The organism is Rhizobium sp. YAF28 (genome assembly GCF_052113285.1).
In the GTDB taxonomy this organism is placed as follows: domain Bacteria; phylum Pseudomonadota; class Alphaproteobacteria; order Rhizobiales; family Rhizobiaceae; genus Rhizobium.
Window position 1 is genome coordinate 224,722 of sequence record NZ_JBFRCX010000009.1, and the last position, 11,660, is coordinate 236,381.

At 59.1% G+C, this 11,660-nt stretch carries 12 protein-coding genes; 4 read left to right on the plus strand and 8 right to left on the minus strand.

What is annotated here, in order from left to right; all coding sequences use genetic code 11:
• Positions 1-125: 125 nt before the first annotated feature.
• The 7 genes from AB4Z13_RS21575 to AB4Z13_RS21605 form a co-directional block, all read right to left on the minus strand.
• Positions 126-920 carry a transporter substrate-binding domain-containing protein gene (locus AB4Z13_RS21575; RefSeq protein ID WP_442206776.1) on the minus strand — a complete coding sequence of 265 codons (795 nt, stop codon included), beginning with the start codon at positions 918-920 and terminating at the stop codon, positions 126-128.
• A 206-nt stretch (positions 921-1,126) separates the two neighbouring features.
• Positions 1,127-1,855 carry an amino acid ABC transporter ATP-binding protein gene (locus AB4Z13_RS21580; RefSeq protein ID WP_113320153.1) on the minus strand — a complete coding sequence of 243 codons (729 nt, stop codon included), beginning with the start codon at positions 1,853-1,855 and terminating at the stop codon, positions 1,127-1,129.
• Positions 1,839-2,492, minus strand: a complete 654-nt coding sequence (locus tag AB4Z13_RS21585; RefSeq protein WP_113208409.1) for an amino acid ABC transporter permease — start codon at positions 2,490-2,492, stop codon at positions 1,839-1,841. The genes AB4Z13_RS21580 and AB4Z13_RS21585 overlap by 17 nt, the downstream gene beginning before the upstream one ends.
• Before the next feature lie 8 nt (positions 2,493-2,500).
• Positions 2,501-3,184, minus strand: a complete 684-nt coding sequence (locus tag AB4Z13_RS21590) for an amino acid ABC transporter permease (protein WP_442206850.1) — start codon at positions 3,182-3,184, stop codon at positions 2,501-2,503.
• A gap of 87 nt (positions 3,185-3,271) precedes the next feature.
• A complete protein-coding gene (gene kduD / locus AB4Z13_RS21595; protein WP_442206777.1) occupies positions 3,272-4,027 on the minus strand; it encodes a 2-dehydro-3-deoxy-D-gluconate 5-dehydrogenase KduD in 756 nt (251 codons plus the stop codon).
• A 5-nt stretch (positions 4,028-4,032) separates the two neighbouring features.
• Positions 4,033-4,869 (minus strand): 5-dehydro-4-deoxy-D-glucuronate isomerase, encoded by an 837-nt coding sequence (gene kduI / locus AB4Z13_RS21600; protein WP_442206778.1) that lies wholly within the window; start codon positions 4,867-4,869, stop codon positions 4,033-4,035.
• Entirely contained in the window at positions 4,859-5,593 is a 735-nt protein-coding gene (locus tag AB4Z13_RS21605; RefSeq protein WP_442206779.1) for a GntR family transcriptional regulator, read from the minus strand. The genes kduI and AB4Z13_RS21605 overlap by 11 nt, the downstream gene beginning before the upstream one ends.
• 544 nt (positions 5,594-6,137) lie before the next feature.
• Between AB4Z13_RS21605 and AB4Z13_RS21610 the strand changes: the two genes are divergently transcribed.
• From AB4Z13_RS21610 to AB4Z13_RS21625, 4 genes are all read left to right on the plus strand, one after another.
• Positions 6,138-7,136 (plus strand): ABC transporter substrate-binding protein, encoded by a 999-nt coding sequence (locus tag AB4Z13_RS21610; protein WP_439017833.1) that lies wholly within the window; start codon positions 6,138-6,140, stop codon positions 7,134-7,136.
• A gap of 105 nt (positions 7,137-7,241) precedes the next feature.
• A complete protein-coding gene (locus AB4Z13_RS21615; protein ID WP_113320182.1) occupies positions 7,242-8,129 on the plus strand; it encodes an ABC transporter permease in 888 nt (295 codons plus the stop codon).
• Positions 8,122-9,141, plus strand: coding sequence for a quaternary amine ABC transporter ATP-binding protein (locus tag AB4Z13_RS21620; protein ID WP_113320157.1), 1,020 nt, complete (start codon positions 8,122-8,124; stop codon positions 9,139-9,141). The genes AB4Z13_RS21615 and AB4Z13_RS21620 overlap by 8 nt, the downstream gene beginning before the upstream one ends.
• Before the next feature lie 139 nt (positions 9,142-9,280).
• Entirely contained in the window at positions 9,281-9,481 is a 201-nt protein-coding gene (locus tag AB4Z13_RS21625; protein ID WP_113320158.1) for a hypothetical protein, read from the plus strand.
• Between the two features lie 24 nt (positions 9,482-9,505).
• Here the strand turns inward: AB4Z13_RS21625 and AB4Z13_RS21630 are convergent, their stop codons facing one another.
• Positions 9,506-11,311: a diguanylate cyclase gene (locus AB4Z13_RS21630; protein WP_442206780.1), complete on the minus strand. Its 1,806-nt coding sequence runs from the start codon at positions 11,309-11,311 to the stop codon at positions 9,506-9,508.
• Between the last annotated feature and the right edge of the window lie 349 nt (positions 11,312-11,660).

Genomic DNA, 11,660 nt, shown 5'->3' on the forward strand with positions numbered 1-11,660 from the left:
TATGACAGGCTGGATATTCAGGCGCATAAAATCGAACGCCGCGGCCCGAGGACCGCGGCGACAGGATTGGTGGAAGTGACCGATCTTCGAGGGCCGCGCCGTTAGGCGCCAACGCTTCTATCCGATCAACGCGAGGTCAGATCGTCGGGCAGTTCTGCATTGTGGTACTTGCGATAGATATCGCGCAGCACCTTGTTGTCGAAATTGGTCTTCACCCACTGGTCGAGCCAAGTCTTGAGGCCGGCTTCGCCCTTCGGAATACCGATGCCGAGGTTGGTTTCCTTCTGGGTGAACTTCACCTGCAGCGGATGATCGGCCATCTTCTTGTTGATGCCGTTGATGACGGCCGACTGGCTGGAGAGAATATCGACCTGACCCGAGACGACCGAGGTGATCAGTGTTGCGTCATCCTCGAAACGGACGATATCCGCATCCTTTGCATTGGCCGTGATGTCCTGGTCATTTGTTGTGGCGCGGGTGACGCCGATGCGTTTGCCGCCGAGATCGGCATAGTTCTTGATCTCAACGCTCGGCTGAGCGGCAACGACGAGCGCAAGCGTCGCGTAGGGAACGGAATAATCGATCGCCTTCTTGCGCTCTTCGGTAATGCCGAGCGAAGAGACGACCATATCGGCCTTGCCCGTCTGCACGGAGGGAACACGAGCAGCATTGGTGATTTCCACCAGTTCCAGTTTGACACCGAGATCCTTGGCAATCAGCTTCGCGGTTTCGACGTCCGAGCCGGTCGGCTTAAGGTTTTCATCGACGAAGGAATATTCCGGAATGCCCATCGCAACCGCGATGCGAACCTTGCCGGCCTTCTTGATATTGTCGAGCACATCGGCGTGGGCAACGCTTGCCAACGCCAGCAGGCCCGCGCCCGCCAACAGTGCCAGTTTCGAAATCATTGTCTTCGGCATACTCCAAGTCTCCTCTACCTGATTGCCTCTGCCCGCTCTCTGTCGGGCCTCCTCTCAAACCTGTGCCGGCTCATCCGGGACAGGCAATTTCCTCCCGCGATGACGGGGTTGTAGCATCCCGTTTTCTGGAATGGCGGAATGCTCCATCTCTTTGTTTTCACGCAATTCCGGACGCAAAACCGCTACGCAGTTTTGCTGGAATTGCTCTATAGCTCTGCAGCCATGAACTCCTTGAGTTCGGGCGTCTGCGGTTTGCTCAGAATGTCGGCGCCACCGGTCTCCCAGACCTTGCCGGTGTGCATGTAGATGACGCGGTTGGCGGCGCGCTTGGCAAAACCCATCTCGTGGGTGACGACGATCATCGTCATGCCGCCGCGCGCAAGATCTTCCATGACGCGTAGAACTTCACCCGTCAGCTTCGGGTCGAGAGCCGAGGTCACCTCGTCGAACAGCATCACCTTGGGCTGCATGGCGAGCGAACGGGCGATTGCGACGCGCTGCTGCTGGCCACCTGACAGTTGCTCCGGATAGGCATCGATCTTTTCCGACAGGCCGACCTTTGCGAGTACCTGCTTGGCGATCTCGAAGGCCTGGTCCTTGCGCATGCCCTTCACGCGGCGCAGTGCCAGCATGATGTTTTCCGCGACCGTCATATGCGGGAAGAGATTGTAGCTCTGGAACACCATGCCGATATCACGACGCAATGTCCTGAGATCGAGCTTCGGGTCTTCGACGCGATGGCCGCAGACCTCGATCGAGCCGTCCTGGATCGTCTCCAGCCGATTGATGCAGCGAAGCGCCGTACTCTTGCCGGAGCCGGACTGGCCGATCAGCGCCACCACTTCTCCGGCGTTGATTTCGAAGGAGACGCCCTTCAGCACCTCCAGCGCGCCGAAACGCTTGACGACATTGGTGAGTTTAACGGCGACCGACATTGAGCTTCCTCTCGAGAGAGCGGCTCCAGACCGACAACGGATAGCAGACAGCGAAGTAGAGAAGCGCTGCGATACCGAAGACCAGGAAGGGCTGGAACAGGGAGTTGTTGATCACCTGCGCTGCACGCGTCAGCTCCAGGAAGCCGACGACCGAGGCGAGCGAGGTGTTCTTGACGAGCTGGACGAGGAAACCCACCGTCGGAGGCGTGGCGATCCTCAGCGCCTGCGGCAGGATCACATCCCGCAGCGCCTGCCAGCGTGTCAGGCCGAGGCATTCGGCCGCCTCGAACTGCGTGCGCGAAATGGATTCCACCGAGCCGCGCCATATCTCTCCGAGATAGGAGCTCGAATAGATCATCATGCCGAGGCCGGCTGCGACCAGCGGCGGCACGGAGATATTGATGACCCCAAGGCCGAAATAGAGGATGAACATCTGGATCAGGAGCGGCGTGCCCTGAACGATCTGGATGTAGATGAGGGCTGCGCGCCGCAGCCACAGGAAGCGCGAGATGCGGCACAGCATCACGAAGAAGCCGGCAATGCCACCCAGCAGGAAGGCGAGCGCAGACAGCACCACCGTCCAGACGAGACCATCCAGCAGATAGATCAGGTGATTGAAGGAAAACCCACCGAGCATGGCGACCTCTAGAGCGACGTGCCGAGCCGGCGACGGCGCGGGAAGGCGATGAGACCGAGGCCGTAGAAGCCTGCCCGCATCAGATAGGTGATGGCGATGTATAGAACGGCGACGACCATGTAGGTTTCCAGCGAGCGGAACGTGTTCGACTGGATGTTGTTGGCGACACCCGTCAACTCCTCGGCCGATATCTGCGAGGCAATCGAGGTCGACAGCATCATCAGGATGAACTGGCTGGAAAGTGCCGGGTAAACGCGCTCGATTGCCGGTAGAAGGATGATGTCGCGATAGATCTGCAGCTTTGACAGGCCAAGCGCTTCAGCCGCCTCGATCTGGCTCGGATGGATGGAATCCATGCCGGCGCGTACGATCTCGGCGGTATAGGCCCCGACATTGATGACCATGGCGAAAACGGCTGCCGCGATGATCGGTAGACGGATGCCGACCGAGGACAGACCAAAGAAGATAAAGAAGATCTGCACGATGAAGGGCGTGTTGCGTACCGTCTCGACATAGATACTGACGAGGGCACGCAACGGCCCGATAGTCGAGCGGCGGGCGATCGCGCAGGCAACGCCGATTACCAGACCGATGATCACCGAAAAGACGGTGATCTCGATCGTGACGAGCGCGCCTGACAGGAAATCGCTCCAATAGGGCAGCAAGGCCGAAAAATCGAACTGGTACTGCATGTCCTCCTCCATTCCGGCCACGCCAACTCCACTGACGCGACCTTGCCTTCCCGCAGGAAAACGTCATGTCTCCTCGCGGCTGTCGCGTCAGCGCGCCAGCCAGCCTCCGTCGACCGGCAGCACCGTGCCATGCACATAATCGGATGCCGCCGATGCCAGGAACACGGCGGCACCGCCGATATCGCCGGGCTCGCCCCATCGGCCGGCCGGTATGCGGGCCAGGATGCTGGCATTGCGATCGGCATCTTCGCGCAGCGCCGTCGTGTTATTGGTCACGAAATAGCCGGGGGCGATGGCATTGACGTTCACACCTTTGCCCGCCCATTCGCAGGCGAGCAGCCGGGTCAGACCTGCAAGGCCGCTTTTCGAGGCCGTGTAGGACGGGATGCGGATGCCGCCCTGAAAGGAGAGCAGCGAGGCGATGTTTATGATCTTGCCGCGCCTTTTTTCGAGCATGTGACGGGCAGCCGCCTGAGACAGGAAAAATGCCGTCTTCAGGTTGACGTTCATCACCGCGTCCCAGTCTTCCTCGGTAAAGTCGATCGCGTCGGCACGGCGGATGATGCCCGCATTGTTGACGAGGATATCGAGCGCTCCGAAGCGTTCCAGCGCCTCCGCAACGATCGGCTTGACCGGCTCGATCGTACCGAGATCGGCCTTGATGACATGGAATGTCGCTCCCGCCTTCGCGACCAAGGCTTCGGTCTCATCCATCGGCGAACGGCCGACGGCGACGATCGAAGCACCTGCCTCAGCCAGCGCGACGGCGATGCCCTGCCCGATGCCGGTATTGGCGCCAGTGACGACGGCAGTTTTTCCCGAGAGGTCGAAAAGAACCTGCATCGCCATCACCTGAGATCGCCGATGGCGATATGATCCATATCGGTGAAGCTCTTGTTGTCGCCAGCCATCGCCCAGATGAAGCTATAATTCTTGGTGCCGGCGCCGGAATGGATCGACCAAGGCGGCGAGATGATCGCCTGCTCGTTGGCGACGAGCATGTGACGCGTTTCCTGCGGCTCGCCCATGAAATGGAAGACGCGCTGATCGGCATCGAGGTCGAAATAGAGATAGGCTTCCGTGCGCCGGTCGTGCGTGTGGCTCGGCATGGTGTTCCAGATGCTGCCGGTCTCCAGGCTGGTGAAGCCCATGGTGAGCTGGCAGGACTGGCAAACCTCTGGATGGATATACTGGTAGATCGAACGCTTGTTGGCGGTTGCCGCCTCGCCCGGCGTCAGATGCCGCGCCTTGTCGCGCGTCAGTAGCACGGTCGGGTGGCTGGCATGGGCCGGCGTCGAGACCAGATAGAATTTTGCCGGATTGGCAGCCTCGGCACTTTCGAAACTGATATCGACGGCGCCCCTGCCGACATAGAGGCAGTCATACTTTGCCAAAGTGTAGGTCGTGCCGTCGACGATCACGCTGCCGGAACTGCCGACATTCAGAACGCCAAGTTCACGCTCTGCCAGAAACGTGTCCTGGCCGATCGCCTTTGGCGCCGTGAGTACCAGAGCCGTGCCGAGCGGCGCAGCGCCGCCGATGACCATGCGGTCATAATGCGAATAGGTCAGGCTGATCTCGCCAGGCGTAAAAACCGTCTCGACCAGGAAGTGGCGCCGCAGCGTTTCCGTATCGAAGTCCCTGACAGCTTCAGGATGGGAGGCGTGTCGTACGTCAATCTGCATTGGAATTGTCCTTCTCTCCTCCGGATGCCGCCGCGTACGGGGCATCCTCAATGAAATAGGCTGGGTCGAGCATCTCTGCCTCTTCGACTTCGTGCAGCAGCTTGCCGAGATGGAACTCCATCGCCGCCTTCGCGCCGTCCTTGTCGCCGGCTCGCATGCAATCGATGACCGCGGCATGTTCCTCGATGACGCGCGTCAGACGGCCCTGCTGCGGCAGCGTCAGCAGGCGGTAACGATCGCTATGAACCTTGACTTGCTGGATGATCGCCCAGATGCCGGGAAAGCCGGCGATATTGCTGATCAGTTGGTGGAAATCATTGTCGATGACGTGGAAGGTCGCGACATCGCCTTCGCGGTGGCAGGCATCAAGATCAGCGAGATTGCGCTCCAGCGCACGCAGGCCCGCCGGCGTCATCTTCTCGACCGCGATCGAAACCGTCGTGTCCTCCAGCGCCTTGCGCACCAGGATCGCTTCGTAAAGCGCGCGGCGCGGAATACGGGAGACGAAAGTGCCGGATTGCGGGAAGACATCAACAAGGCCGTCATCAGCAAGTCGGATAATCGCCTCGCGGATCGGCGTGCGGCTGACGCCGAACTGCGCTTCGAGCTCCTTCTCGTTCAGCAGTTCCATCGGCTTGCGACGCAGCGAGACGATGTCATCGAGAAGTGCATTGTAGACCAGCGTCGCTGCCCGCGGGGCAGCCGCCCGCTGATGAGAAAGCACCGTGACTCCTTGCAGGGAGCGCTTCTTGCGCGCGATTCCGGAGGGCGAATTCATCGCATTCCTTCCAAGCAACAGATCAGCAATCGAGTGTTTGAAATCATCGAGGACCGCCTCCAGCCGGTCTGATGTAAAAGTAATATATTAGTATCCAACTTCTGGCAAGCGCGTCGATGAGCCGTAGTTTTACGGTTGTGGAAAACGAAGCAGCGGTGGAAAATCTGCCAGGCGCACAGAGGACGAGAGTGTTGACGCGTCTGTCTGAAGCGATTCTCGCGGACCATCCGTCGCAATCGAATGGTGGTCTGAACTCTTGGCCGATAGCCCCTTAGAACGAAACGCGCAACCAAGGCGCGACTAGGCCCCACCATCGTTCCGTCAGCGACGCCGTATTTAAGACAGCCTTGAAAGAAGGCTCTAATACGCCATTTTCTGACGCAACCAGAATGGCCGTTGCGGTCCTAAAGCAGGCTCAATGCAAGGGTCGGCGCACGCGGTGCCGCCGGCGCCCGGGTTAAGATGCATCGCGACCAGAGGGAACAAAAAAATGAAAGTACTTTTGGCATCCACCATCTTCGCAGCCGGCACGATGCTCGCGAGCGGCAGCGTTTTTGCAGCCGATTGCGGCAATGTCACGATCGCGAGCATGAACTGGCAGTCCGCGGAAGTCGCCGCAAGCCTCGACAAGATCATTCTTGAGGAAGGGTACGGCTGCACGGCCGAAATCGTCACTGGCGATACCGTCCCTACCCTGACCTCCATGGCAGAAAAAGGCGAACCGGATATCGCCCCGGAAGCCTGGGTCAGCCTTCAGCCGGAGTTGGTGAAGCGTGGCCTTGAAGGCGGCAAGGTCGTCGCAGGCGCCAAGATCCTCTCCGATGGCGCAATCCAGGGCTGGTGGATCCCCAAATACATCGCCGACGCCCACCCCGACGTTAAGACCATCCCCGACCTTCTCAAGCATCCCGAACTCTTCCCGGCACCGGAAGACAAGAGCAAGGGCGCGGTCTTCAACGGCCCTCAGGGCTGGGGCGGCACTGTCGTCACCGCGCAGCTCTTCAAGGCCTATGATGGCGAGAAAGCAGGCTTTACGCTCGTTGATACCGGGTCTGCCGCAGGACTCGATGGCTCGATCGCCAAGGCCTATGAAGGCAAGCAGCCCTGGGTCGGCTATTATTGGGCGCCGACCTCGCTGCTCGGCAAATATGAGATGGTCAAACTCGGATACGGCACGGAATATGACGCGGCCGAATGGAAGCGTTGCACCTCGATTGCCGATTGTGCCGATCCCAAGCCGAATGCCTGGCCGGCCGATGACGTGCAGACGCTGATCAGCAAGAGTTTTGCCGATCGCGGCGGCCCTGCCATCGATTACCTGAAGAAGCGCGCCTGGACCAATGACACCGTCAACAAGCTGATCGCCTGGATGACCGACAATCAGGCAACCGGCGAAGACGGTGCCAAATACTTCCTGAAGAATAATGAGCCTCTCTGGAAGGACTGGGTCTCCCCGGAAGCCGCCGAAAAGATCAAGGCTTCGCTCTAATCACTCAGACATGACATGGGCAGCGTTGCCGCTGCCCAGACAATCCTTCGGCGCGACGGCCAAAACAACAATCGGCCGCCGCCGCTATCTATTTTGGGAACGGCTATGGATTGGCTCTGGAAATTTCCGACAATGAATGACGACGTGCTGCGCGAGCTGAAGAAGAGCGTCGATGAAGGATTTCGTGCTTTCACACGCGCCTATGGCGACAGCATCGAGGCAGCCTTCAGCCCGCTGCAGAGTTTTCTTATCTGGGCCGAACGGCTGCTGACCGGCACACCCTGGCCAATCATTCTGATTGTTTTTGCCGCCATTGCCTGGTTTGCCAGCCGCAGCTGGAAGGTCGTTGTCGGCTGCGTTCTGACGCTTCTCGTCATCGGCTATTTCGACATGTGGCAGGATACGATGAAGACCGTGTCGATGATCTTCGTCTGTACCGTGCTTTCGATCGTGATCGGCCTGCCGCTCGGCATCCTGATGGCGCGGTCGAATGCGATGCAGAGGATCGTCAATCCGATCCTCGACGTCATGCAGACCATGCCGAGCTTCGTCTACCTGATCCCCGTCGTCATGCTTCTCGGCATCGGTCGCGTGCCTGGTGTCATTGCCGTCGTCATCTACGCCCTGCCGCCGATGATCCGCCTCACCAATCTCGGCATTCGCATGGTGGACGAGAATGTGCTGGAGGCAGCCGATGCCTTCGGTTCGTCGAGCTGGCAGAAGCTTCGTAACGTCCAGCTGCCGCTGGCGCTGCCAACCATCATGGCCGGCATCAACCAGACGATCATGATGGCGCTCGCCATGGTGGTCATCGCCTCCATGATCGGCGTTCAAGGGCTTGGCCAGCCGGTTCTCAAGGCCATCTCCAACCAGTATTTCACCCTCGGCGTCTTCAACGGTCTCGCAATCGTCGGCATTGCCATCATTTTCGACCGGATCAGCCAGGCCTATGGCCTGCGACTCCAGAAGCACCGGGAGATCGTGCATGGCTAGTAATTCGATCGAGATCCGGAGCCTCTTCAAGATCTTCGGCCCGAACGGCCGCGACTATGTGGAAGCCGTCAGCAAGGGCATGTCGAAGACCGAGCTCAACAAAGTGCATGGTCATGTGCTGGGGCTGAAAGACATCAACATCACCATCCCCGGCGGCAAGATCACCGTCATCATGGGTCTTTCCGGCTCTGGCAAATCGACGCTGATCCGCCACATCAACCGGCTGATCGACCCGACTTCCGGCGAAGTCCTCTGTGGCGGCGAGGATGTCTGCCGCATGGATGCCTTGCAGCTTCGCGAATTCCGCCGGCGGAAGACCGCGATGGTCTTCCAGCGTTTCGGCCTGCTGCCGCATCGCAACGTGCTGCAAAACACCGTCTACGGTCTGGAGATCCAGGGCGTCGCGAAGGCGGAGCGTGAAGAGCGGGCCAATGCCTGGATCAAGCGCGTCGGCCTGGATGGCTTTGATGGGCACTATCCGAATCAGCTCTCCGGCGGCATGCAGCAGCGTGTCGGCCTGGCGCGTGCACTCACCAATGATGCCGAAATCCTGCTGATGGACGAGGCTTATTCGGCGCTCGATCCATTGATCCGCGTCGACATGCAGACCGTCCTCCTCGATCTGCAGAAGGACCTGAAGAAAACGGTGGTCTTCATCACCCACGATCTCGACGAAGCTCTCCGGCTCGGGGAGAAAATCGCCATCCTGCGCGACGGTGAAGTCATCCAGCAGGGTTCGGCGGCGGAAATCGTCCTCAATCCCGCCAATGATTACATTGCCGCCTTTGTGAAGGAGGTCAATCGCGGCCGGGTCATCAAGATCGGTGCCGTCGCGAAGCAAATCCCGGTCGAAAGCCAGCTGCAGCTTTCCGAAGAGATGGATATCGAAGGGGCATTGCGCGAAATGTCTCGCGCTGACGTCTCCTCTGCCGCTGTCATATCACAGGAGGGTCAGCCGCTGGGCGGCGTTTCGCTGCAGCAGTTGCTGGCGCTGCTTTTGCACCAGGCATGAAAATCTTAAGCAATCAGACGGCATGCAGCCAAACACATGCCGTTTGTTTAAACATGGTTAATTTTTTCATTATAATGATCTTGGAGAAGGAACCGAACGACACGTCCGGATTGATAGCACGCCGTGGAGGGCCTCAAAGATGTTCAAATTTTTCTCGATCAAGCCGTCGACTGAAGAATTCGACGCCGATACCGGCACCTATGCCGATGGCATGACCGACCGCTACTATCGTGATCTGACCGGCCGCACCGAACACCGCTTCCGCTCCGCCCACGAGCGCGATTATGGCGCCGCCCGCGAGATCGCCGAAAATGCGCCGCATGGCGTCACCGGCAACTGACCTGCATACTGCCTCTTTCCTGATTCAGGCGCGTAGCGTTTCCTGCGATCGCCTGCTCAAATTGCTTGCCAGAACAGTTTTATTGCGGCCCTTGGCCTTGGCGTCGAGAAGGGCCGCGTCGGCGCGACTGACCAGCGTATCGACTGCGCCTTCTGCAGGTGACACCGCCACGCCGATTGATACCGTCACTGCGCCAATGATCTGACCTGAGTATGAAAGTGCCGCGCCGCCGATCTGCGCGCGTAATTTTTCGGCGAATTCGAAACCATGCTCTTCGCTGCAGTCAGGCAGCAATATGGTAAACTCCTCCCCGCCAAAACGGAATGCGTTGCCGATATCGGCGACAGCGCTGCGCAGGACCTGCCCGACATATTGCATGACCATGTCGCCGGCATCGTGACCGAACTGGTCGTTGAAACGCTTGAAGTGATCGATGTCGATCATCAGGCAGACGAGTGGCTCTTGGCCATTGTCGCGCCCACGCCGATGCAGCATGTCGTCGAGGAAACGGCGGTTGAAGAGCGCGGTCAACGGATCGCGGATAGCAAGATCAGTCAGCTTTTCACGAAACTGCAGATTGGCGACCGCCAACCCGACATTCTCGGCGATCAGCTCCAGATAGAGGCGGACATTGTCCAGCACTGGCGTCTGCGCGTGACGCTCCTCGAGATAGAGGAGACCGATCATATCACCCTGTGCCGTCAACGGGAAACAGGAGGCCGCAACACCACTCCCCTCGACATGCTGGCAGGGCACATCGCCGTCGCCGATGCCGCTCCTATGCGGGCGGCCGCGTCGCAGTGCCCAGCAGGCATTGGCCGGAAAGGCCGCCTGCGCGTTGACAGGCTCCAGCCACGTGCCGGCTTGCGCGAGAGCGGACTTATCCTCGTCGAGGATATAAAGACTTCCGGCAATGCCTGGAAAGATCTGCGGCGCGAAGCGCGCAACGACATCGGCCAGCTCATGTTGATTTTCACAAGCCTGAAGGCGATGCATCATCTGCAGGATGAGATCCTTGGTATGCTGGTCAGCCCGCCGCTCCGCATCCAGGCGTTCACGTTCAAGCCCGTTTTCGCGAAAGATCTGGATGGCCTCGTTCATCTCGCCTATTTCATCGCGGCGGTGGTCGTCAGGGACCTCGACAGCGTAATCCTGCCTCGCGAGCCGTGTAACGATGCCGGTCATGCGCACCAGAGGCATGGCCACGCGGCGCCGCAGGATGAAGTAGAGTACGGCAAGGAAAAGCAGACCGGTCATCGCCAGCATGACTTTGGCGACAAGGCTCCATTGGTCGCTGCGCCGGCGTGCATCATCAAGTGCTGCTCCCGTGCGTGTCGCCGTGATATCGCGCAGATGCCCGGCCGACTCCAGGAGAGCCGTTTGCAACCGCTCATGTTCCGGCCCGAAAAGTGTTTGCTGCGCTGCCTGTCTGTCTCCCCTCTGGAAAGTATCGACAGCGGCGGCTTCTACCGTGTCAAGTGCCTCAGCCTGTTTGACTATGCCCTCGAGAATATTCCGCTCGACGACAGATATATCCCGTGCCGCAATCTGCTCAGCCGCCGTTTCGCGCCGCCGTTCGGTCTCCTCGTCCGCCTTGAAGGCATCGAGGTGGCGCTGTTCGCCGCGCATGACGTAGAGCCTTGCTTCATCACTGGAGACTTCGGCACCCATCTCAAGTTGTTCGGTCAGCGTATCGAGAGCGAGATGTTCTTCAACCGCACGCCGCTCGTCGTCGGCGCTACGCGACGACATGATGAAAGCAACAGCCGAAAGCGCAGTGAGGATCACGGTTATCCCGTAGGCCCAGTTGGTGATGGTGCTTATTCTCATATGGCCATGATAGCGAAATCGGATTGAAGGGGAATTAAAGAAACTTCTAACATAATACTGTTGCAGTATACGGTTTGCGAAAAAGCGCGAAAATCTGAATCGAGCAATAGCTGCAGAACGGCGTAGCGGCGGGCATGGCTCTTGGCAATCGCAGCGCGGTGCTGTCGATATCGAATGGTCTCAATCAATCAGTTTTGTGTAACTGATCCCGGCCTGTGGGCCGCCCTCTATCGGATTCGTTTCAAGAGGTGATTGTAATCGGTCTGGCTGGGCCAGCTGCAACGGACCATCGAGTGCGCAACAAGCGAACAGCGATGTTCACCTGTATTTGACGCCTGGACGCGGCGGA

Bases quoted from the DNA above. Each gene is read 5' to 3' on its own strand.
- AB4Z13_RS21575 (WP_442206776.1), bottom strand. From the start codon at position 920: ATGCCGAAGACAATGATTTCGAAACTGGCACTGTTGGCGGGCGCGGGC.
- AB4Z13_RS21580 (WP_113320153.1), bottom strand. From the start codon at position 1,855: ATGTCGGTCGCCGTTAAACTCACCAATGTCGTCAAGCGTTTCGGCGCG.
- AB4Z13_RS21585 (WP_113208409.1), bottom strand. From the start codon at position 2,492: ATGCTCGGTGGGTTTTCCTTCAATCACCTGATCTATCTGCTGGATGGT.
- AB4Z13_RS21590 (WP_442206850.1), bottom strand. From the start codon at position 3,184: ATGCAGTACCAGTTCGATTTTTCGGCCTTGCTGCCCTATTGGAGCGAT.
- kduD (WP_442206777.1), bottom strand. From the start codon at position 4,027: ATGCAGGTTCTTTTCGACCTCTCGGGAAAAACTGCCGTCGTCACTGGC.
- kduI (WP_442206778.1), bottom strand. From the start codon at position 4,869: ATGCAGATTGACGTACGACACGCCTCCCATCCTGAAGCTGTCAGGGAC.
- AB4Z13_RS21610 (WP_439017833.1), top strand. From the start codon at position 6,138: ATGAAAGTACTTTTGGCATCCACCATCTTCGCAGCCGGCACGATGCTC.
- AB4Z13_RS21615 (WP_113320182.1), top strand. From the start codon at position 7,242: ATGGATTGGCTCTGGAAATTTCCGACAATGAATGACGACGTGCTGCGC.
- AB4Z13_RS21620 (WP_113320157.1), top strand. From the start codon at position 8,122: ATGGCTAGTAATTCGATCGAGATCCGGAGCCTCTTCAAGATCTTCGGC.
- AB4Z13_RS21625 (WP_113320158.1), top strand. From the start codon at position 9,281: ATGTTCAAATTTTTCTCGATCAAGCCGTCGACTGAAGAATTCGACGCC.
- AB4Z13_RS21630 (WP_442206780.1), bottom strand. From the start codon at position 11,311: ATGAGAATAAGCACCATCACCAACTGGGCCTACGGGATAACCGTGATC.